Annotated in this window: 12 protein-coding genes; 3 read left to right on the forward strand and 9 right to left on the reverse strand. The window is 66.3% G+C overall.

Annotated features, from left to right (window positions below):
• Positions 1 to 5: 5 nt before the first annotated feature.
• The 6 genes from AC4D6D_RS22030 to AC4D6D_RS22055 all read right to left on the reverse strand — a co-directional run bounded on the left by AC4D6D_RS22030 (position 6) and on the right by AC4D6D_RS22055 (position 15,107).
• Positions 6 to 983: a glycosyltransferase family 2 protein gene (locus AC4D6D_RS22030; protein WP_491327652.1), complete on the reverse strand. Its 978-nt coding sequence runs from the start codon at positions 981 to 983 to the stop codon at positions 6 to 8.
• Entirely contained in the window at positions 980 to 7,363 is a 6,384-nt protein-coding gene (locus AC4D6D_RS22035; RefSeq protein ID WP_491327653.1) for a type I polyketide synthase, read from the reverse strand. Before AC4D6D_RS22035 ends, AC4D6D_RS22030 begins: the two co-directional genes overlap by 4 nt.
• A 3-nt stretch (positions 7,364 to 7,366) precedes the next feature.
• Complete coding sequence (locus AC4D6D_RS22040; protein ID WP_491327654.1) at positions 7,367 to 12,046, reverse strand: MupA/Atu3671 family FMN-dependent luciferase-like monooxygenase; 4,680 nt, start codon at positions 12,044 to 12,046, stop codon at positions 7,367 to 7,369.
• Between the two features lie 114 nt (positions 12,047 to 12,160).
• Positions 12,161 to 13,075: a glycosyltransferase family 2 protein gene (locus AC4D6D_RS22045; RefSeq protein ID WP_491327655.1), complete on the reverse strand. Its 915-nt coding sequence runs from the start codon at positions 13,073 to 13,075 to the stop codon at positions 12,161 to 12,163.
• Entirely contained in the window at positions 13,072 to 14,244 is a 1,173-nt protein-coding gene (locus AC4D6D_RS22050) for a glycosyltransferase family 2 protein (RefSeq protein ID WP_491327656.1), read from the reverse strand. Before AC4D6D_RS22050 ends, AC4D6D_RS22045 begins: the two co-directional genes overlap by 4 nt.
• Positions 14,244 to 15,107, reverse strand: a complete 864-nt coding sequence (locus AC4D6D_RS22055) for a 2OG-Fe(II) oxygenase (RefSeq protein WP_491327657.1) — start codon at positions 15,105 to 15,107, stop codon at positions 14,244 to 14,246. Before AC4D6D_RS22055 ends, AC4D6D_RS22050 begins: the two co-directional genes overlap by 1 nt.
• Before the next feature lie 161 nt (positions 15,108 to 15,268).
• Between AC4D6D_RS22055 and AC4D6D_RS22060 the strand changes: the two genes are divergently transcribed.
• Entirely contained in the window at positions 15,269 to 16,480 is a 1,212-nt protein-coding gene (locus tag AC4D6D_RS22060; protein ID WP_491327658.1) for a glycosyltransferase family 4 protein, read from the forward strand.
• Positions 16,477 to 17,862, forward strand: a complete 1,386-nt coding sequence (locus AC4D6D_RS22065; RefSeq protein WP_491327659.1) for an oligosaccharide flippase family protein — start codon at positions 16,477 to 16,479, stop codon at positions 17,860 to 17,862. Before AC4D6D_RS22060 ends, AC4D6D_RS22065 begins: the two co-directional genes overlap by 4 nt.
• On the opposite strand, the gene AC4D6D_RS22070 is transcribed toward AC4D6D_RS22065, so the two are convergent.
• From AC4D6D_RS22070 to AC4D6D_RS22080, 3 genes are read right to left on the reverse strand one after another with little or no spacing between them, the layout of a single operon-like run.
• The gene (locus AC4D6D_RS22070; RefSeq protein ID WP_491327660.1) at positions 17,843 to 19,429 is read right to left on the reverse strand and encodes an O-antigen ligase family protein; all 1,587 of its coding nucleotides are present in this window, start codon (positions 19,427 to 19,429) and stop codon (positions 17,843 to 17,845) included. The genes AC4D6D_RS22065 and AC4D6D_RS22070 overlap by 20 nt on opposite strands.
• The gene (locus tag AC4D6D_RS22075; protein ID WP_491327661.1) at positions 19,426 to 20,907 is read right to left on the reverse strand and encodes a hypothetical protein; all 1,482 of its coding nucleotides are present in this window, start codon (positions 20,905 to 20,907) and stop codon (positions 19,426 to 19,428) included. The genes AC4D6D_RS22070 and AC4D6D_RS22075 overlap by 4 nt, the downstream gene beginning before the upstream one ends.
• Before the next feature lie 38 nt (positions 20,908 to 20,945).
• Positions 20,946 to 21,806 carry a WecB/TagA/CpsF family glycosyltransferase gene (locus AC4D6D_RS22080; protein WP_491327662.1) on the reverse strand — a complete coding sequence of 287 codons (861 nt, stop codon included), beginning with the start codon at positions 21,804 to 21,806 and terminating at the stop codon, positions 20,946 to 20,948.
• 240 nt (positions 21,807 to 22,046) lie between these two features.
• On the opposite strand from AC4D6D_RS22080, the gene AC4D6D_RS22085 reads away from it, so the two are divergent.
• On the forward strand, positions 22,047 to 22,709 hold the full coding sequence (locus AC4D6D_RS22085) for a polysaccharide biosynthesis/export family protein (protein ID WP_491327663.1): 663 nt from the start codon (positions 22,047 to 22,049) through the stop codon (positions 22,707 to 22,709).
• Positions 22,710 to 22,794: the final 85 nt, after the last annotated feature.

Here is a 22,794-nt window from a genome sequence, read left to right on the forward strand (position 1 = left end):
AAATCTCAGCGCCGCTGCGGGAAAAAGGAGCTGTGCCGGGCAAAATCGCTCAGCAGGTGCGGTGGATCCTCATACGGCATGCGGCGAAGCGCCTGTTTCCCCAGAAACAGGGCGTGTGAGGTCATCCACGCCAGATCCGCCGCCAGCGCATAGACCATCCCATGGTTCTTGCGGAAATAACGGTGGCGGGATTCGAACCAATAACCGGGCATCCGCCGCGAACCCGATCGGCTGTCGGTAACGCCGGTGCTCTGGCCGGCGATATGGAGAACCAGGGCCTGCGGCAGATACCAGCACTCCCAGCCCATATCCCGGACCGTGCGGCACAAGTCGGTCTCCTCGTAATAGAGGAAGTAGCCTTCGTCGAAACGCAGCCCTTCCCGCAGCAGTTCGGTACGGATCGCCAGGCTGGCGCCGCTCACCCAGTCGACGCGCGCGGGTTGCTGGCCCATGCGCCGGAGCACGGCATGGCGCGCGAGCAGCCGCGAGGCCAGGCTCCATCGCAGGCCTCGCTCGACTTCGCCAAGGATGCTGGGGAAGCGGAAGGCGAAAGGCCATGGGGTTCCGTCGCCCTCGAGCAGGGCCGTGCCGATAATGCCCGCTCCCGGCGTTCGCGCAGCGAAGCGGGCAAGATCCCGCGCCGCGCCGCGCATGATCCTTGTGTCGGGGTTGAGCAGCCAGACCAGTCCGGCCGGTCGGTCTTCGCCGAGGGCCGCATCGATGCCCCGATTGTTGCCCGCACCAAAACCGCCGTTGATCGGAGAGCGGATCAACCGCACCCAGTCCCATCCCTCGCGCGCAATGGCCGCCTCGATCTCGTCCCCGGAACCGTCGTTCGAGGCATTGTCGATCACGAAAGCCCTTAGCCGGAAATCCTGTCCGATTTCGGCAGCAAGGGTTTCGAGACAGGACACGACCAGCGGTCCCGTCCGGTAGTTGACGATCACCACATCGATCGCATCCTGTGCCTGCCCGGTGCTCATTCCGCCGCGACCTCGATCGGGTCGAAAGCCTCGTACTTCTGCCCATCGAAGCCGAGCGGTTCGACTGCGGCCAGCGCTGCATCGAGGACTTCCTGGAACAGCGGCGCCAGCCTGTCGACATGGGGTTCCTGGAGATTGCTGCTGTGCCCGCCGGGAATGTCGACGATCACGATCTCGTCGCGCACGCGCTTGCCCCAGCCCAGCGCATAATCCCGATAAGTCAGGCAATAAGGCGTGTCGTCGGGCAGGCCGGTATCGTCACCGGCCTTGAACAGGGCGACGGTCCCGCCCTCGAAAATGCCGAGTGGGCGATGTTCCTTGTGGGCCACTTCATAGAGCTTGAGGAACGGAATTGCCGCACCGTCCCCCGTTACGGCGGCATCCCGCGCGCGCATTTCGCGGACCGTCCGGCGATCTCGGGCCTGGTGCAGGCGCGATCCGATCTCCCAACACAAGGCGTTCCATGCGCGGCGACCGAGATCGGGCCACAGGCCCGCCGCGCCGGATCGGGACAGGGCGGCGCGCAGCCGGGAAAGGCGCAGGCGCGTGGTCAGGAAGCGGAACTTGCGTGCCTCGACATCGGCGGCGTCGATGATGCCGACGAAGGCAACCCGTTCCCCCTGGTCCTGAAGCTGGCGCGCCATCTCGAAGGCGATCACCCCGCCCGCGCAAAGCCCCCCGAGCAGATAAGGGCCGGAAGCCTGATGGGCCCGCAACCGCGTGACGTAGTGCGCAGCCATTTCGTCGATGCGGGTATGGGCGTAAGTGCCGTCCGGTCGCCGCAAGGGTTCCATGCCGATCACCGGGCGCACCCTGTCTAGCCGAAGCGCGAGTCCGCGATAGAGCAGCGTCTCGCCAAGTCCGTCATGGACCAGGAACAGCGGTGTTCTGGGGCCGCCCTCGCGAATGGCGACAATGCCCTCACAGCTGTTCTCGGAGCCTCCGCTCGTCCCGCCGTCGGGATCGATAACGGCCGCGAGACAGGCAACGGTCGGTTGCCCCATCATGGCGGCGAGCGGCAAGGTCTTGCCCGTTCGCTTGCGCAGACGGTTGGTGAACTGGACCGCCAGCAGCGAATGGCCGCCGAGATCGAAGAAATTGTCGTTCCGTCCGATGCAATCCACGCCCAGCAGATCGCTCCACAAGGCGGCGATCACTCTTTCCGTCTCGGTGGCGGGAGCATCGGCGGGATCGCCGGTAGCGACGCTCGATGCCGTCCTCGGCGACTTGCGGAGCGAGGCGAGAACCGCATGAAGATCGTAGGGAGAAACGATCGTGTGCGGACGTCCCGCCCCCGACAGCAGCCGTGCGACGATGTCCACGCCTTCTCCGGGATGGATCGCTGCACGTTCGCCAGACTTTGCTGTGAAGTCGTTTGCGGAGGAACTGCCGGTCAGCGCGGCACTTTCCATGCGGACCATCGTGAAGTCGCTGACTTCCGCGATCACCAGTCCGTCCGGATCGGTGATGGTGACATTGAATACGGCGGTTTGCCCGCCCTTTCCGCCTCCTCCCTTGCCGTCTCCCCGATAACGGACATGGCTGGCGATGCGAGCGGGCAGCGGCGCATGGAGCACGAGGCGTCTATAAGTGAAAGGCGCGTAGAAATCCGTGGCGGGATCGCGCCCGGCGATGAGCGCCTGCGCCCCCGCCGTCGCGAAATCGAGCAGCGCCGGGTGAAGGGCGATCTGTGCGAGTTCCCCTCTGAAAGCCTCGGGGAGTTCGAGATGAAGCAGCGCCTCTTCCGTTCCCAGCAAAATGCGGCCGATAGTCTGCCAACGCGGGCCGAAGCGCAGCCGCGGCTGATCGTCGCTCCTGCCCTTTCCCGGAAGGCACCGCGCGGCGATGGCGTCGAGGTCGAGCGGTGCATGGAGCAGCGCTCCTTCATGACGGCGCACCGTTCCGCGTGCATGTTCGCTCCAAGCGCCCTGCGAGCGCGCCTGCCGCCCAAGGATGGCGACACCCCATCCCCCTCCTTGCTCATCCTGCCGGACATGGACGCGCAGATCGCGGAGTGTCTCGTCGGGCACGGCGAAAGGTTCGAGGAACGCGAAGTCCGCCAGTTCGAGAGGCCCGGTTTCCACCATCGCCACGGCGGCCCGAGCCAGTTCGAGGTAGGCAGTTCCAGGCAGAAGCGCGCCGGCGTCGGTCAGCCTGTGCTCGTCCAAAACCCAATGCTGCCGGGGAGATAGGGTGCCGGTCAGGACGAATTCGCTGTTCGACAGTGAATGAACCCGGTCGAGGAAAGGATGGGCGACAGGCCGTCCCATGCCGAGGTCGGGGGTCCCATCCGCCCCCTCCTGCCGTGCGAGCGCTGCCGCCATTCCGACCTCGGACCACTGGCTCCATCCCACCGAGACGACCCGCGTGATCGGATCGTGTCGCCGCGACTGGGCATAGGCATCGAGAAAGGCATTGGCGGCGGCATAATCAGCCTGTCCGGGAAGCCCCGCAAAGGCGCTGATCGAGGAAAACAGCATCAGGAACGCGGGCGGGCGGGATGCGAAAATCCGTTCGAGCGTGAGAGTGCCGGCGATCTTGGGCCGCAGCACGGCCTCCATGGAAGCGCGGCGACGGGTTTCGACGAGTTCATCGTCGATGGTCCCGGCCGTGTGAAAGACGCCGTCGATCGGCCCGAAACGCGCCTCGGCCCGCTTGATTCCCCGTCGCAGGGCGCCGAGGTCGGCCACGTCGGCGGTGACGAGTTCGACTTCGCCGCCCGAGGCCTCCAGCGCCAGGACCCGGCAGATCCTCTCCTCCACGGTAAGGGGAAGTTCGCCGCTCTGGAGCAGTTCGTCCCAACGCGCGCGGTCTGGAAGTGCCGTTCGCGAGACGAGTACGAGCCGGGCCGCATAGGTACGCGCAAGGTGGTCCGCGATTGTCAGGCCAATGCCGCCGAGACCGCCGGTCATCAGATAAGTGCCACGCTGCTTCAGCCAGGTTTCGCTGCTCGCCTCCGCCCGGACCGGGTGATGATCGAGCGTCCAGCGCTCACCGCCGCGCAAGGCGACATCACGGGCGTTCGCCGGAACGGGTTCGCGGATCAGCGCCGTGACGATACGTTCGAGCGCGCGGACACCGGATGGTTCGTCGATATCGACCGCCTGGAAGCGCAGCCCCGGATATTCCGTTGCGATACTCCGCCGCCCCCCGAGCAAAGTCGCCTTGAGCGCAATGACCTCGCGATCCCCTGCCACGCGCTGCGCCCGGTCGGTGACCAGCATGACCTCGACTTGCGTGCCCTCGCAGGCGGCGGCCAGTTCCGGGGCCATGGCGGCAAGCGCGAAGAGGCCGTGCTCCAGAGGTGTCCTGTCGTCGGAAGCCTTCCCGGTCACCAACCAGCAGTGATAGACCCGCGACGGCAGGCGCCCCTGTTCGAGCAGGCGTGCGAAGAGCCAGGCCCAGTCCTCGCGTTCGGTCGGGCGAACGCTGAAGGCATCGCTGTCGCTTTCGGACCGGCGACGCCCGCTCCGCACGGTGATGACATCCGCGCCCTCTGCGCGAAGTTTCCCGATAAGCGCATCGGACAGGCCCTGCCCGTCGCGGAGGACGAGGACCGGCGACCTGTCGGTCTCCTTCGCGATCACGTCCTCGCGCTTCCAGACCGGCTCGTAAGTCCAGTCCGCCAGATCCATCCGCGCGTCCGGATCGGCGTCGCCGGTGTCCGGCTCCAGCCCGGCGGGCGGCTCGAACCAGTGTCGCTGGCGATCGAACCGATAGGTCGGCAGAGGAACGCGAAGGCGGCGCTCTGCGGCCCAGAAGGCATTCCAGTCGACCGAGACGCCGAGCGACCAGAGTTCGCCCAGCGCTTCCAGCAGCCGTGCATCATCGGGAATATCCTGATCCGGATGGCGCATAGAGTGAACGACCGGCTGGTCCGGCTTGCGGTCCGGATGCTGGCGGGCCAGGCTCGCCATCGTGCGCCCCGGCCCGACTTCCAGCAGGACGCGCTCGGGATCGTCGAGCAGGCGCTGGAGACCCTCGGTGAAACGCACCGGCTCGCGCAAATGCCGGACCCAGTATTCGGGCCAGTCGCCCGCCTGTTCGGCGCCGACCCAGTCGCCGGTGAGGTTGGAGGCGAAGGGAATGCGCGGCGCCTGGAACGTGATGCTGCGCAGGATCGCGCGGAACTCAGGCAGGATCGGGTCGAGCATCGGCGAATGGGCCGCGACGGTGATCGGGATGGCCTGCGCCTCGATCTCCTGCGCCGCGAGGGTTTCGCGAAAGCCGGAGATTGCGCCGGAGGCCCCGGAAACAACGCAGAGCTGCGCCCCGTTTATCGCCGCGATGGAAAGGTCCGCAGGCAATAGCGAAGTCAGTTCCGCTTCGGAAAGCGGAACCCCCAGCATGGCACCAGCCCCGGTCTTCTCGAACAGCACTCCGCGCGCATGAACGATACGCAAGCCGCTTTCGAGGTCGATCACGCCGGAAATGTGGGCGGCGGCATATTCGCCGCAGCTATGGCCGATCATCGCCGCAGGCACGATCCCGAGCGACATCCAGAGTCGCGCCAGCGCCGTCTGGACGATGTAGAGAGCGGGCAAGGCGTTCGACGGGCGTTCCAGTTCGGAAGCTGCCCGCTCGCGATCTGTTTCCGCCGGGAACAGCCATCGCCGCAGATTGTTCGGAGCGATCCCGTCGAGCAGGTCCAGCCCGCGATCGACCTCGCCCCGGAACAGCGGCTCGGCTTCGTAGAGGCCGCGTGCCATGTCGACATGCTGCGGACCGCCGCCGCAGAACAGGAAGGCCGTACTCCGTCCCGGAATGCAGCGCGCAGCGGAAACCGGAGAAGCCGCCGCCGTTTCAAGCAGGCTCGCGGCCTGTTCCGCTCGGTCGGTCTTCGCCACCGCAAAGCGCCGGATGCCGAGATGGCGGCGCCCTGTGCTCAAGGTGAAGGCTGCGTCGGCCAGCAACAGGTCCGGGCGGTCCGCGACATGCGCGGCCAGGGCGGCGAGGTTGGCCTGAGCCGCCGTTTCGCTCTGGCCCGAAACGGTCAGGAGCTGATGGCGGCGGCTTGCGCTGCCCGGCGCCCGCGTCGGCGCTTCCTCCAGCACGACGTGGGCATTGGTGCCTCCCACGCCCAGCGAGCTGACGCCGGCGCGACGGGGGCTGTTATCGCGCCGGGGCCAGGGTTCCCGCGAGGCCTGAACGCGCAGCGGGCTCGTGGCGAATGCGCAATCAGGATTGGGCGTCTCGAAATGAGGCACCGCGGGAAGTTCCTCATGACGCATGGCCAGGGCCACCTTGATGACCCCCGCCGCGCCCGCAGCCGTATCGGTATGGCCGATGTTGGCCTTGACCGAACCCAGTCCGCAGGGCCGGCTTCGCGGGGACGATTGCCGGAACACTTGCGTCAGCGCCGCCACTTCGATGGGGTCGCCGATCGGCGTGCCGGTGCCATGGGCTTCCACATAGTCGATCTCGGAGGGATCGACGCCGGACACGGCCAGGGCTTCGGCAATGACGGCGGCCTGCCCCTCGACGCTCGGCGCCAGATAGCCGACCTTGCTGCTTCCGTCGTTGTTGATCGCCGAGCCGCACAGCACGGCATGGATGTGGTCGCCGCTCTCGATGGCATCCGACAGGCGCCGCAGCACCAGCACCGCCACGCCGCTACCGAAGACGGTCCCCTGCGAAGCAGCATCGAATGGCCGGCATCGCCCGTCCGGCGAAAGAATTTCCCCTTCCTCGTAAAGGTAGCCCTGCCGGTGCGGCAATTCTATCGAAGCCCCACCCGCCAGCACCATGTCGCACTCGCCCGCCAGCAGGCTCTGCGCCGCCATGTGGATCGCCACCAGCGAGGTCGAGCAGGCGGTCTGGACATTGATGCTCGGCCCCTTGAGGTCGAAGAGATAGGAGGCGCGGGTGGTCAGGAAATCCTTGTCGTTCCCGGTATGGCGCAGCAGGAACAGCCCGGCGTCCCGAACAAGGCGCCGGTTTCCAAGCAGGTTACAGGGCATGTAGGCATTGTGTCCGGACCCGGCGAAGACGCCGATCACGCCGCCGAAACCATGCGGCGTATGCCCGGCATCCTCAAGCGCTTCCCACGCGCATTCCAGGAAGTGGCGGTGCTGCGGGTCCATGATCGCGGCATCGCGCTGGCTGAGGCCGAAGAGTGCTGCATCGAAGCACTCCATGTCCGCGAGTGGCGCGCCCCGCCGGACATAGCGAGAATTGCGCAGGAGCGCCGGTCCGACATCAGCGGCAAGAAGTTCCTCCTCGCCGTAGGTCTCGATCCCCTCGCGCCCTTCCCGGAGCAAGTCCCAGAACTGCTCGGTTCCGCGTACTCCGGCGAAGCGGCAGCTCATGCCGACGATGGCCACCGAGGAGAGGTCGGGCGCGCGCTCTCGGTCCTCGAACGATCCGAATGTCTGGTCCATGGCTCAGATCCTCGCGGTCACACGGGCGCCGCTCCGGCGGGCGAGCGCAGCGCGGCGGGCCATGGCGCGGTCCTGTCCCTCGCGGGCGGCAGCGGCGTCGCGGGTCTCTCCGGACAGATGGCTCGCCAAGGCAGCGATGGTCGGGAAGCGGAAGATATCGGTCAGCGCGACCGGACGCGGCGCCACCGCCGCAAGCCGCCGGTGGACCTGGATTGCGAGCAGCGAGTGTCCTCCGATATCGAAGAAATTCTCGTTCCGCCCGACGCGGCTCAATTGCAGGAGATCGCACCATATCTCGCGAATCTGCGCTTCGGTGGGGCTGGCCGGAGCTTCCTGCGCCCCCGCGACAGGCTCCGCCTCACGAACCGCGAGCGGCTTCGGCAGGGCCTTGCGATTGATCTTGCCGTTCGGGGTACGCGGCAGACTGTCCAGAACGACGAGACTGCCCGGAACCATGAATTCCGGCAGATGGATACGCAAGTGATCGCGCAAAGCTTCCGGAGAGGGCCGCGAAGGCCCCGGCGTGACATAGCCGATCAGTCGCGTCGCCGCGCCATCGTTGCGGGCGATCACGACGGCCTCGGTCACCTCCTCATGTGCAGCGAGCGCCGCCTCGATTTCGCCCAGTTCGATGCGATAGCCGCGGATCTTCACCTGATGGTCGAGGCGGCCGAGGAATTCCAACGTGCCGTCGGGACCGTGGCGGGCAAGGTCGCCGGTGCGGTAAGCGCGCTCCCCGGCAAGGAAGGGGTGCGCGACGAAACGCTCCGCCGTCAGTTCCGGGCGCTCGTGATAGCCGCGCACCACGCCCGCGCCGCCGATCACCAGTTCCCCCGGCGTGCCCGGCCGCACCGGCTGCAACCGGCGATCGAGGATATAGACCTGCTGGTTGACGAGCGGGCGGCCCAGCGGCGGGGTCTTGTCCTTATCCCGCAAGTGATGGACGGCGGACCAGACGGTCGTCTCGGTAGGGCCGTACATGTTCATCACCCCGCCCGGGACCAGCGCCAGCATGTCCTGCGCGAGGTGCGGCGGGAAGGCCTCACCACCGACCATCAGGCAGCGCAATTCAGCGAGTTCAGCGCGAGCCGCCGGATCACCGGCCAGCGCCTGAAGCAGCGAAGGCGTGCACTGGAAGTGCGTCACGCCGTACCGCTGCATCAGTTCGGCAAGGGAACATTCCATCTTACCCGCCCGCTCCTGCGTCAGCCTGCGCAGGTGGTCGATGGCCGGGAGATGCGCGATCACGGTATCGGTATCGATGCCGAAGTCGATCAGGCAGCCGATCTCGTCGACGCCCAGCTCGCTCAGGCGTTGGATCAGGGCTAGATTGTCTTCCGGCGTTCCGAACAGGCCGCTGGTTTCGAAATAGCGCTCGAAGGCATGGTCGAGCAGGGCTTCGGTTTCGTCCTTGCCAAGACTGCCGAGATCGACCTGGCCGCCGGTCTCGGCTCCGGCCGGACGTTTGAAAGCAGGGAAGGACCAGGCATATTCGTGCAGCAGCGCAGTGGCCGTGCGCAGATATTCGATCAGCGGGCCGCGTACCTTCTCGCGGACCGTGGCTTCATCCTCGCCGAGGAACGTATGGAGCATGAGCGTGGCATGGCCCTCTCCCGCATGACCGGCCTCGCGCCAGGCCCGGCGATAGGCGGCGATCTTCTCGGCCACTTCCCCGACCGACTGGCCGAGCAGGTGGGTCAGGACGAAAGCCCCTGCCCGGCCCGCCTCGACGAAAGTGGCGACATTGCCTGCCGAAGTGATCCAGCACGGCAGTTCAGGCTGGATCGGGCGCGGATAAGTGCGCAGTTCGACGTCGGTGCCGAGTGGTCCTGGAAAGCGCCTCGGCTCGCCGCGCCACAGGGCGCGGACGTCTTCCATGGTGCTGCGCAAGGTTCCTGCGCGGTCGGCGAAAGCGGCAGGATTAAGAACGAAGTCGTTCGGCTGCCAACCGGACGCAAAGGCGATGCCGACGCGCCCAGCAGAGAGATTGTCGACCAGCGCCCATTCCTCGGCAATGCGCAGCGGGTGATGGAGCGTTCCGACGACACTTCCCGCCCGGATGCCCACGCGCGAGGTCACCGCCGCGATGGCGGCGGAGGCAACCGAGGGGTTCGGATAAGGGCCGCCGAAGGCGTGGAAGTGTCGCTCCGGCGTCCAGACCGCCTCGAACCCATGGCTATCCGCGAAACGCGCGCCTTCCAGTAGGAGCCTGTATTGCTCGGCTGCGCTACCGGCACCGGAACTGGCGAAATAGAACAGGCTGAACCCGGTCTCGCGCGCAGGACCGCCAGACGAGACATCCCCCCGCACCTGCCGCTCGTTGGCCACGACGACATGAAAGCCGTGCATGAGCGGATAGAGCAGTTCCAGCACCGAGATGTCGAAGCTCAGACTGGTGACGGCCAGCCATGTCCCTTCGGGTTCGAGCTTCGCATCCATCCCCGCGAAGAAATTGAGCAGGTTGCAATGCTCGACGAGGACGCCCTTGGGCACCCCTGTCGAACCCGAAGTGTAGATCATGTAGGCAAGGCTGGCGCCCTGCGCGTCGCCGTCAAAGGGATCGGACGAAAGCCCGGCGCAGACCTCGGCAAGATCGTCTATGCAAAGCACTTCCGCGCGTCCCGCAGGCAAAGCATCGGCAATCCCGGCTTCGCTGAGGATCAGGCCCATGCCGGAATCCGCGATCATGTGGGCGATGCGGTCCGTCGGGTAACCGGGATCGAGAGGGACATAGGCGCCGCCTGCCTTGTGCACCGCGACAAGGCAGGCAACCATCTCCACCGAACGGCTGAGATGCAGTCCGACCAGCGTTTCCGGCCCGACGCCTCGGGTCGTCAGCAGACGCGCGATCCGGTTGGAAAAGGCATCCAGTTCCGCATATGTCAGCGTCCTGCCGCCTGATGTCACGGCCGGACGGTCGGGCGTGCGCGCGGCCTGTGCGAGGAACCGGCGATGCCAGCACTCGCCTTCCGGGATGATTGCCGGTCCGGCGTTCCAACCTTCGATCACCCGTGCGCGTTCCCGCTCGGCCAGCAGCGATAGTTGGCCGAGCGGACGTTCCGGTTCGGCATCCGCCGCCGCCTGGAATATGTCGAAGCCGGTCCAGAGATCCGCCGCATCGTGTTCGGCAAGACACGCCGCATCGTAAGTCCAGCGACAAGTTCCCTCCTTCGGGCAGATGGCAAGGTCGAGCACGGTCATATCCGCAGGCCTGTGCTGCGAATGGCTGTCGACGAGCCGTACCACCACCGGGTGTTCGATGCTCGTCCGGCCTCGCAGTTCCGGGCTGCGCGCGATCAGGTCCGCCGAATAGCCGACATGGCGATGAAGCGCGGCAACCTCCCGTTCGACCTCCTCGGCCAGAACCGAAAGCGGCGCCTCGAAATCGACGCGGGCCTTCAGGGGAAGTTCCGGGGCGAACCAGACCGCCACGTCTTCCATTCTCGCGATGCCGACCGGATCGCCATAGCCGATCTCCACCCAGTCGCGGTCGGCCGCCCGCGCAAGCCAGCCCGTCACGGCGGCGAGGAGCGGCACGCCGGATTGCCGGATCGGTCGATCCACGCTGATCCATTGCGGCGAGATATTCTCCTGGCGGGGCTTGAAGGCTGGCAGTTGCAGGCTGTCGCGCTGCTGGAGGCGGCGGCGCCACCACCGCTCGTGCCGCCCCGCAGCGGCATCGAGCAGAGCGAGCCGATCGCGCTGCTCCGCACCCGGCGCAGCAAAGGCTTTGGCGGCCATCGTATCGGGACTGTCCCACGCATTGCCCTCGAGCGTCGAAAGCCGATCGATCCGCACGTCCCTGTCACCCGTCGCCACCACCGGAGCAGTCCCTCGCGACAACAGTGTCCCCGGCTCCGCGCCCGACCGGCTGTCCAGCACCGTAACCTGCCGGAGCAGCAGCAGCCGGTTCCCCAGCAGCGTTTTGGGCAAGCCCAGGGGATTGGCATAGAGACCGAAATCGAGCGCCGAGACGAGGCGCGCGATTTCCTCGGCCGGGCGCGTCCAGTCGATGGTCGCGGCGGCTGCCGGACGATGCTCGCGGCCGAACATGCGCGCCGGGGCCCGGCCCTGCGGCTCGGCGGCGGATAGGGCGCCTTCCAGATCGTCCACGATCCGCGCGAAACTGCGCAACCCTGCCTCAAAGCAGCGGGTGTTGAGCGAGAAAGCGCTCTCACCTTCGTCCACTGCAATCGGCTCGGCCGCCAGCAAGGGGCCTGCATCGACCGCGCCCGTCATCAAGTGCCAGGTGACGCCGTGCCGCCGCTCTCCTTCGAGCAAGGCCCAGGCCGGCGTGTTGAGGCCGCCACGCTGCGGAAGCGGGCCGTCGTGGAAATTGATCGCCCCGCGCCTCGCGAGGGCCAGAACGTCTTGCGACAGGATGGCGATGTTCGAGATACTGAACAGCCAGTCGACCGGAGCCGTACCGCCCACCAGCAAATCGCGCGGGCGTTCGAGCGCGGGAAAACGATTGCGGCATGCCCATTCGAAGGCCGGAGACCCGGCGGCGGCCACGACGGCGACCACATCGTGCCCCCGGCTCCGCAGCATTTCGCCGCATTCGACCAGAATCGTCTCGTCGCCCACCAGTATCGAGCGATACCCGGTGGATCCGTTGCGATCGCCCCGTCCGGAGAGATCGACAAGAGTATCGCGCATCATCGGATCGAATGTCCCACCCATGGATATTCTCCTCATCGGATGACGCTATCGATTCGAACGCTCCCTCACCATTTCGTCTACTCGGTCCGGAAATTCATGGTGGTGGTACGACCACAAGGATTGGGTGGCGGATTTTTACTTGTACTCGATCAACCGCGTTTCGGAGTTCGCCGTTTTATGGCGCAACTTCCGCCACCAATACTGCATCTGTCCCTGACAATGCGGCAGTTTCCCCAGCGTGATGAAGCTGGCGACCAGGGGGCCGCTGCGCAGGCAGACACGGGTCCAGAGAACGGGCCAGAGCAGCCACAAGGGCGGCAGCGCCCAGAGCACGTTGCTCACCACGTCGCGGCGAAGCCGCACATTGCCTTCGCCGCGCAGGGAAAAGCCCTCGGCCATGGCATGACCGCTGCGGCGGTTGCGCTGCCACCACTGCGAGAAGCGCGTCATCGCCGCGTCATGAACTGTCATCTCGGCGTCGATGCGCCGTATCCTCCAGCCCTGCCGCCGGATACGATGGCACAGGTCCGGCTCCTCGCCGGCGATGAGGTCCTCGCGAAATCCACTCACCGCGCGGAAGGCAGTTGCACGGAACAGTGCATCGCCGCCGCAGGTTTCCCGAAGACCGACCGGGGTGTTCCATTCATGGTCGCAGAGCCGGTTGTAGGGGCTGGCCGAGGGATCGCGCTCGCGCCGACGGCCGCAGACGGCGGCAAGGCTCTCGTCGGAGCGGATCGCGACCAGCGCGCGGTCGAGCCAGCCCGGCACGAGTTCACAGTCGCCGTCGATGAAATGCACGAGTTCGATCGCCGGATCGTGGCCTGCCAACCACGCGAAACCGGCATTGCGCGCCCGCGCGGCGGTGAAGGGCGCGGCAGGGTCCAACTCCACCACGGGCAGGCCCTTGCTTCGCGCCAGGGCAACGCTGCCGTCGGAAGAGCCGGAATCAACGTAGACGGCAAAGGCAGTCTGCTTCAACACGCTGTCGATGGAGAGCGCGAGCCTCCCGCCCTCGTTGCGCCCGATGATGACGAAGCCGACGCCGCTCACGGCTCGCGCTCGGTGCGCTGCCAGTTCCGTTCGCGTCGGGTGACGAACTGGGCAAGCAACGGCAGCTTCCAGAGTACATAGCCGGGAATGCGTAGGAGGGCGGAGAGCGGCAACGTCGTGCGGCCATGGTGCCACCAGGCCGTGAGCAGCGCCGCCGTGAGGCTTGCCGTGGCGCCCGCCAGAAGGAGCAAGGGCGGTCCGAAGCCATCCAACATCGCGACCAGCACCAGGGCAGCCGTCACGACCAGCCCAAGCAGCACGGTCGGCGGCAGGAGAAGATCGAATGCAATAACGGCCAATCCCGTTCGTTTCTGCCGGAAGGCGGCGCGAAGCAGTCTCGGAATGAAGCGCATGGCCGTCTGCAACATGCCGTGCTCCCAGCGTCGGCGCTGACCGACCGTGCCTTCCCGCGAACTGGCCGGACTCAGGAATAGTGCCTTCGGCTCAAAGATCACGTGCCGACCGGACAGCAGGAGTTCCAGCCCCATGTCGAGATCCTCGACCAGCGATCCCACCCGCCAGGGCATTTCAGCAAAAGTCGCTCGTGGGAAAGCCATTCCCGATCCCTGCAGGAGAACTGCCCCGGCCAGCCTGTCAAGCGCTGTCTGCCGCACGAGGTTCTTGACCAGGAAAGCGAAGCACGAGACGCGCACCAGCGTTTCCGCGCCGTTCGGCGGAACCATCAGGTAGGCGCCCTGCACCACGCAATCCTGCGCTGCGGAGATGGTCGCGAGCCGCGACAAGGCGCCGGGCCGCACGATGCAATCGGAATCGACAACGATCACGACTTTCGCCGGGTGGACTGACCGATGCGAGGTCAGGAAGCTCCGCGCGAAATCGAGGGCATGGCCCTTTCCTCGCCGCGCGGGGTCCGAACGCTCGATGACGGTTGCGCCGAGATCGCGGGAGATGCGGGCCGTCGCGTCGGTGCAGTTGTCGGCGATCACGATGAGCTCGTCCTGCAACCGCACTTGCGCAAGGATCGCGGAGATGGCCGGAGCTATGCCGCGTGCCTCGTCATGGGCGGGCATGAGCACGACGAAGGGAGGCGCCTCGGCGCCTTTCTGTCGCCGCCTGGGCGGTAGCAGCCCGGCGAAGCACTCGGTCGCAAGGCCACCCGCGAGGAAGGTGCCTGCCAGCGTCGCCGTCCAGACGAACGGTCCGGCCATCAGGCTGTCGTCGAGGCTGGATCGACCGGCAGCGCTTCCAGCGGCTCCCGGCCCCGGCGCTGGAGGATCGGCGGAAGCCAGTCGGACTTGAGGTTGTGCAGGCGCACGCGCCAGTCGGCCTTGTCGGCGCCGCCGGGGCGGGCGCGGAAGTCCGTGGTCCGCTCGATCACGGGCAAGGCATCGACGGCGGCGGTATAGTAGTAAGTCGCGATCGAGCGGCGCGAGCGCCCCTCCGGACAAGCGAGCGGATCGGGATGGCCGTGAAAGGTATCGCGATCGGTACTGAAGATCACGGCCCGGCCGAACTCCGGTTGGATTCGGTGCTGGGCACGGGTCATGCTGCGATCCCAGAGTTCAAGGGCGCCACCGTAGTCCGGCGACCACTCCTCGTTCAGGTAGATCAGCAGATTGAGCCTGCGCTCGACCTTCATCCGGCCATGATGCGGGAAATCCGCATGGATGCCGAGGTGCCCGCCCCGGCGAGTCTCGTGCAATCCCGCCCCGGCATGATAGGGGTCGGCGATCAGCCCGCGAATGCCGGTCAGGGCCGAGAGAAAGCCCAGGAAAGCGCGTGAATTCAGTTCGGCGAAAAGCATCCGGGTCGTCGGGCCATTGCATTCGTCGGGTCGGAACTGGAATTTCAGGCGCTCCTGTGCGCGGTCGAAATAATCCTTGCCGCGGCTATCCGGGAATTCGCGCAGGACCTTGCGCAGGACATCGGCGTCGAGAAAATCGTCGAGCATGATGTGCGGGAAAGGCCGGTTGTCCCGATACCGCGCGGCGTGCTCGGCACCGGCAGACTTGCAGGCGGCATGGTCGAAGCACCGATAGCCGCCGAGATCGGTTAGATCGAGAAACGCCATGCCACCCCTTTCTACGCCTGCCCCAGACTTGCCCCGCACCTCACGATAATGGGCGCGGCGGGAGCGGGGCAGGCGTGAAACTCCCTTGGAAGTTCTCATGATCGACACTTCCGGAGCCGCTCCTTAGGCTTTCCGGGCAAACCGCCGCGGGAGGAATTCGCGTGCATATCGGGCTGTGTTCTCCCCATTGGCCGCCCTCGCAGGCCAACGGTATCGTCAGTTACGTCTCGGCCATACGCGACCATTTCATCGCACGCGGGCACGAGGTCTCGGTTATCTCGCAGGAACGGCTCCATACGAGCGACGGCGCCACCCTGTCGCTGGCGCCGGGCCGGGCGGCAAAGGCAGTGGCGCGGTCGCGGGACAGGCTTTCCCGCCTGCGTGGGCGCCCCGAAGGATCGCTGCCCGACGTCGGCCGCAATGTCGCCCGCCAGATCGCGACGGCCCATCGCCTCCGTCCCTTCGATGTCGTGGAGATGGAGGAAAGCTTCGGATGGTCCCACTTTGCCGCACGCGCCATCGCCGCGCCGGTGATCACCCGGATCCACGGCCCGCATTTCCTGAAGCCCGACGACAACCTGACGGAACGCGAGCGCAGCGAAGGTCACGCCCGGTGCGAGGCGGAAGCCCGCGCCGTTCGCAATGCCGCAATGGTCACGGCCCCGACACAGGCAATGATGTCTGGAACCTGCCGCAGCTACAGCCGCGATCCGGGAGCCCGCTCCGCCGTGATCGCCAACCCCATCCGTTTGCGCGAAGGAACGCCGCGCTGGACCCTCCACGATGCCGAGCCGGGCCATGTCCTGATGGTCGGCCGCTTCGACTATCTCAAGGGCGCCGATACCATGCTGCTGGCCTTCGAACGCCTGCTGGAAACGCAGCCAGGTGCCCGACTGACCCTGGTAGGCCCCGACGAGGGAATGGAGACAGGAGCCGGCAAGCGCATCGGTTTCGAAGAGTTCGCCGCCACCCGGCTTTCGCCTCGAACCCGGCAGCGGATAGAGTTTCGCGGCTTGCTCAGCCAGGCGGAGATCGCGCCGCTACGGATGAAGGCCATGGCCACGGTGGTGAGTTCCCGCTGCGAGAATTTCCCCTACGTCCTGCTGGAAGCCATGGCTGCCGGAAGCCCCCTCGTCTCGACGGATTGGCCGGGCGCGGAGGAAATCGTCATCGACGGGGAGAGCGGCCTGCTCTCCCCGATTGCGGAACCCGATCGCCTTGCCGTCACGCTCGACCGGATATTCCGCGACGGGCAGCAGGCCGCCGCCATGGGCCATGCCGCGCGAGAGCGCTGCGCATCCGAATTCTCGCTCGAAATCGTCGGGGACAAGCTGCTCGACTGTTACCGCCAGATGCTGGAAATACCCGCTTGACGGTCGAACAGGCTGCAAGCCCGCCCTGGCAGGGACTGCCCCCGCGGCGCGGAATTCGCAGTCGGTTGATGGACTTTGCCGGGCGCGACACCAATGTCGTCATCGTTTCGGTGATCCTCAACAACCTGCTGCGCGCAATCTCGGGCATGATCCTGACGCGCCTGTTGATGCCCGAGGTCTTCGGCATCTCCGGGGTCATCGCCTCGGTGCAGTTCACCGTTTCGCTGGCCACCGACCTGGGTTTCCAGGCCTTCGTGGTGCGGCAGGAGAATGGCAACGAGAAGCATTTTCTGGATACCGTCTGGACCGTTTCGCTGGTCCGTTCGCTGTTCCTCGCCCTCGTGCTCGCCGCTTCGGCACTGCCACTGGCACACATTCTCGCCAAACCCGAACTGGCTCCGCTGCTCGCCGCGTCCAGCCTGACGTTCGTGGTCGAGGGTCTGGCTTCGACCAGCCTGCTTACCGCGCTGCGCCGCCGCCAGATCCTGCGTCTTTCGGCGCTCGAACTGGTGGCACTGGTGGTGCAGATCGCTGTCAGCGCGGTGCTCGCCTGGGCCTGGGGCAACTACTGGGCGATCCTGGGCGGACTGCTCACCGGCGGGCTACTCAAGACCACGCTCAGCTATACGATGTTCGAGGATGCCCGGCGGAGGGTCAGGTTCGATCCGGCGACCTTGCGGGCCTTGTGGGGCTTTTCCCGCTATGTCACCGGGTCCAGCATCATCTTCCTGCTGATCTCCCAGTGCGACAAGCTGGTGCTGGCCAAGCTGATGCCGCTCGACCAGTTCGGGTTCTACATCCTGGCAGGCAACCTTGCTTCGGCCCCGCTCGGTTTCGCGATGAATTACGCCAGCCGGGTGCTCTATCCGACTTACGCCCAGCTCTGGCGCGACCACGCCGAAGACTTGCGCGCCCGCTTCTACGCCAAGCGGCGTGTGCCCTCGCTACTCTACGGCTTCGCTACCGGCGGCATCATCGGCTCTGCGCCCTTGATCGTCGGCGTGCTCTACGATCCGCGCTACGGCGAGGCTGCGGGCTATCTCCAGATTCTCTGCATCTCCTCGCTGCTGGCGCTACCCTCGAACGCGGCGAACGAAGCGCTGACGGCAACCGGGCGCATTCGTGCGACGCTGGAGGCCAGCATCGCCAAGCTGGTCTGGCTCACGGTTGCCGGAACGGCGGGCTACCTGCTCTGGGGACAGTTCGGACTGGTCCTGGCCGTCGGCCTGATGGAGGCTCCGGCAATGGTGATGAAATGGGTGCGGATGCGGATAGCGGGGCTGCTCGATATACGAGAGGAACTGCTGTTTCTCGGAACAGGCCTCGCCGGAGCAGGCTGCGGCTTCGTTGCGGCGGGCGCGATCATGCCGCTATTGCGGTAGGATCGCTCTCGCTTCGCCGCCATCGATAAGCTTGTTGCTGCGGCGTGAGAGCCATGATCGAAGCGCCGAGGCCGAACAGTCCGAAAGTCAGGAATGCCGGTCTTCCTCCAAACGAGGTGAAGAACAGCATTTCGCAGAGCATGACCAGACAACCGAAAACGAAAGCGGCGGGCCCCTGCCCCTGTTCCTGCGCGTCATGGTGCAAGGCCGACCGCCGCCGCCAGAGGCTCACCAGCGGATCGGCGAAATTGCCGATGAAGATCGCCAGGCCTGCCGCCCCGCCGATCAGCGCAATCCACAAATAGGTGTTCACGAAGTCGATGATCCCTTCGCCCTGCCGCAGTTCCGCCATCAGCACGTTGAGGCTCGGCATCGAATGGCCGACGAGCGGGCTGAGCCAGAACACCTGGCTGCCCTTTTCGAACAGTTCGCGCCGATAGGTCGTGGTATCGCTGGCGCCGCCGTCCGAAAGCCCCAGCATTTCCGCGAAGCCCGGCGAGAGTTTCGCGGTGACGAAGACGAAGCCCAGCACCAGCCCGATTCCGCCCGCGTTCAGCAGCAAGGCCCGCCAGCGCCCGCGATAGGCCGCCATCGCCACGACCGCGAGCGCAAGCCCGATCCAGGCCCCGCGCGACTGCGGCGCCGAAACGCCGAGGAAGGCGATCGCGAGCAGCCCCACATGCTTCAGCCGCGAACGGAAATCCTCCCGCAACTGGCTGAGCGCGGCAAAGCACATGGCCAGTACGAGGGCGATCGACGTCGGCTCCACGAAAGGTCCACCGGCGCGCAGCAGCCCGCCGCGCGCCTTGACCAGCAGGATCATCGGCACGTTGTAGAGACCGTAAAGCTCGTTGTAGATCGGCCAGCTGCGCCAGGTCTCGAACAGCAGGATCATGCTCAGGGCGATGCCGCCGCAAGCCAGCCAGCGAAGCGCGGTGCGCTGTCCGGCCACGTCGGCGATGCCGCGGCTCAGGATGTAATAGGGGAGGCCCAGGTCGAGCACGAGATTGACCGTCGTTCTCAGGAAATTGGTGGCGCTCGTCTCTCGCGAGAGGCAGATGCCGAGCAGAAGCAGCAGGGCCAGGACCCAGCCGTCGCTGGCCACGCGGCGCGGCCCGCCGGGCGGACGCAGCCTGATGGCGACGGCGGCACCCACGGCAAGCGCGTCCTGTACGCCGAAGTCGAACAGTTTCAGCGATCCCAACGAGACTGGCATGTCGAGACCCGGCAGAAGCAGCATGCTGAACATCCAGACCGGCGCGGTCCGTTCCCGCCGACCGGCGAATAGCGGAACCCATAGACACATGGTCAGATGAAGCAGATGCACGCCCGTCAGGGACAGCTTCGGCAACAGCCATGCCAGCACCGGCATCGCCACCACGCAAAGCAGGCTGGAAGCGGCCATCTCCTCGCGATAGGGGCGACGCAGGCAGAACAGAAATAGCATGACCCCGGTTGCGCTGACGAGAGCAACGTAGAGCGCGGCGTGGAGTTCGTAATAGGCCAGCACCAGCAGGGCGAGAATCGCGACGGTCCCGAAGACCGACTGCATGGCCTGCCGGTTCACTGGATCTCGCTTTGGAAACGGCGCAAGGCCGTGAGCTTGGGAGTCTCCGAGCCGGGCTGTCCGGCATATTCCTGCAAGCCCCAGGCACCGTACTCGGCAATCGGCGCGCTCGTAGCGTAGAGCACCAGCGTGTCCCCGAACCGGCGGCGCCAGCCTTCGAGATAGCGGGCATAGACCTCGCCCATGCGCGGGTCGCGCTGGACTGCGCGGGCCAGATCGAGATCGGGGGTGACGAGGTGCTGTCCGCCCTCGTAGGCTATGTAGCGGAGCCCATGGCTCTCCGCGATGGCGCGATTGTCCTCGGCCATGGCGAATGTCCGCGACAGCGAATCCGGCATGGCCGCAAAGACGCGATCGACATCCCGGCTGCGGTAATCGTCGAGATCCAGCCAGAGGTAAGGCGCGGTGGCCAGCGCATCGACCAAGCCCGCACTGCCATCATGATCCAGCACGATGCGGGCCAAATCCGGATTGGCATGCTGGGAAGCGCAGACGCGAACGAGTGCATCCGGCCTGTCGGCATAGGCGCGTGTCCAGATGCGCATCGCGCCGATCATCTTGTCGGCATAGCGCTCCATCCGCGCGCGGGTCGCATCGCCGCCGCCCAGACCGAGCGCCATCCCTTCCCGCTCGGCTTGCCCGGCCGCGTCGAAGATGTCGTTCCACACTTCGTTGCCGAGTTCGACATAGACCTTGCGCGCGGGATCGAGCCGCTGGCGAACAAGCCGCGCGAAGCTGTCGATATAGGCAGCGTCGGCATCGTAGGGCATCAGGAACCAGGGATCGGCCCCCACGGCATTCGCAAGATCGACCATGTCCTCGATCGACGCACCTGCCGCGCTCACTTGCGAGCCGCTCTCGGGCCGGGAGCGCGCGCTCCACCGGACTTTTGCATTGTCGTTGGTACGCTGCCAGTCGACGAAGCGGATCACGCGGAAGCCGGACAGGAAAGTCAGGAACGCCGGATCGAAGCGCGCTTCTCGCGGCGTTCCGGCCTTCCGGCAATCGAGATCGCGCAAGGGATCGGCCGGATCGGTGGCGAGCAGTTCGATCCAGGCTCCCTCGTCTTCACCCCCGGTCGGCGTCAGTTCGAGGTCGACGGCGTTCGCGGTCGTTGCGGTGATCCGCGCCACTCCGCCTGCCGCCAGTTCACCGCTGCCGCCGAACGTGCAACGAACCGCGACCGGACCAAACGGGGCGGCGGGAATGATCAGCGGACGCGGGGCAGTCTGGCCGGGGTTCAGCCTCACGACCCAGCCATCGGCGTCGAGCTGCGTTTGCGGCATTGCGGTCCAGCCATCCCCGCGCGAGGAGAACCATTCGCTTTGCGCGATCATGTTGGCGAAGACCTGCTGGCGGTTGAAGGTCTGGAGGCCGGAAAGGTTGATCCCTATCGCGGTCGCGGGAACTGCGGCATCGACCGGCGTTACAGGACGACGGCCCACGGCGGGTGCGAGCAGCGCTCCCGCGGTTGTCACTGCTACAGCGCAGAGTATCGTTGCAACCGCGAGGAACTTCAGCGGGGGTGCCCTCCGGCAGTGCGGACCGCCATGCGGTGCCAGATCTGGTGTATCCGGAATATCTGCGGACCTTCCACCAGATAGCGGCGCCAGAGCCGCTGCGGGTCTGATGCCAGGCGGTAGAGCCACTCCAGCGACATCTGCTGCACCACGCGCGGCGCGCGCTCCTGGTCGCCGGTCAGGAATTCAAGCCCGGCCCCGACGCAGAAACCCGTCCCGATCGCACCGCGCGTCTTGGCAAGTCGCCGGGCGACGATCTCCTGCTGCGGCGATCCCACCGCCAGAAACACGTAGCGCGCCTGTGCCTCGGCCAGGAAACGCACGGCGCGCGCAACCTCCCGCGCACTGCGGATGAAGCCCATCGGCGGATTGTAGTGCCGCACGTCGCGAAGGCCGTAGCGCGCCGCAATCCGTTCCACCATCTCGGCGTTGCCGCCAAGTATCGCGATCCGGTCGTCGGCGGCGATATGCCGCTCGAACAGGGCGGCGGTAAGGTCGCTGCCGGTCACGACCGGCAAGTCGCGTCCAACCGCGCGCGCCATCTTCGCTAGGATGCGGCTATCGCAGAGCGTCATCCAGGCGCCGCGATAGGCCGGCCAGAGGTCCGAGCGCCGCCTTTGCAAGCGTACCACGTGATCGACATTGGGCGTCACCACATAGGCGAAAGGCGCCGCCGCCGGGCGGGACAGGATCGCATCGAGCGCCCCCGCCATGTCGACCGCGTCGAAAGCGAGGTCGAGGAACTCCACCGTTTGCGCTTTTCCAGGCGGCAGAGCCGGGCCGAACAGCCCCACCAGCTCCCGAAAATCCGTCGTTTCGAAAGGCCCCGGTCCCTTGTGGATCTTTTCCAGATACATGACGTTTCTCCCCACAGGCCATTATGCCGCAGGGCTGCGCGCCGATCTCTTGTGGCTACTGCGCTCCCCTATCCGCCTGCCGCGATTGCGGACCTGCCTTTCCCCAGGGGCTATTCTCGAGACTGGCGAATTCTCCTACCCGTGAAGACAGCCCTCCGATCCGACGATTTCCGGTGTTTGGCGCTGCCGATAGCCTGAGACCCGGACCGGACGTGAACAGCCGTCGGTCAGGGAGGTATCGTGTTCCTGTCCCGCACCCCGTTCCCGCGCTTCGAAATCGCCGCCGCAGCGCTTCTGCTTTTCGCGCCGGTCTGCGGTGCGGCTCAGGAGGCGGGCGAAACCGTTGCTGCGGCTGCGGTCTCGGCAGCAGGCGTCAGCCCGGTGCTCGCAGCGCCCCGTTACACCGTGAACGCCGGGGACGAACTCGACGTCTTCGTCTGGGGAGAGGAGCGGATGCAGCGGCAGGTGCTGGTTCAACCGGACGGCACGTTCGCCTTCCCGCTTGCCGGAACCATCAAGGCGAGCGGGCGCAACGTCTCCGACATTGCCGCCGAGGTCCGCCAGCGCATCTCGCTCAATTACCGCACTGCTCCCCCCGACGTGACCGTATCGGTGCGCGAGGCGACCGGCATGCGGTTCTACGTTCTCGGCAAAGTCCGCAGTCCCGGCAGCTTCACCAGCGGCATCGCGCCGAACGTACTTCAGGCGCTGAGCATGGCGGGGGGAACGGCCGACTTCGCCGACCTCGGCCATGCCGTGATCCTGCGCCAGACACCGCAGGGCCAGATCGTCGAGCCGGTCCAGCTCAAGCGCCTGCTCAGGGGCGGCCGCAGCCTCGATCCCGGCAATCTTGCCAAGCCGCTGCCGACCCTCGCCAGCGGCGACGTTCTCGTCATTCCGTGACGCGGCGCCGCCATGGTCCGGCCTTTCCTTTCGGTTTCGTCCTTGCCGTTCTGCTGCCGGGACCACTTGGTGCACAGAGCCAACC

This window comes from Novosphingobium sp. BF6 (assembly GCF_058273105.1).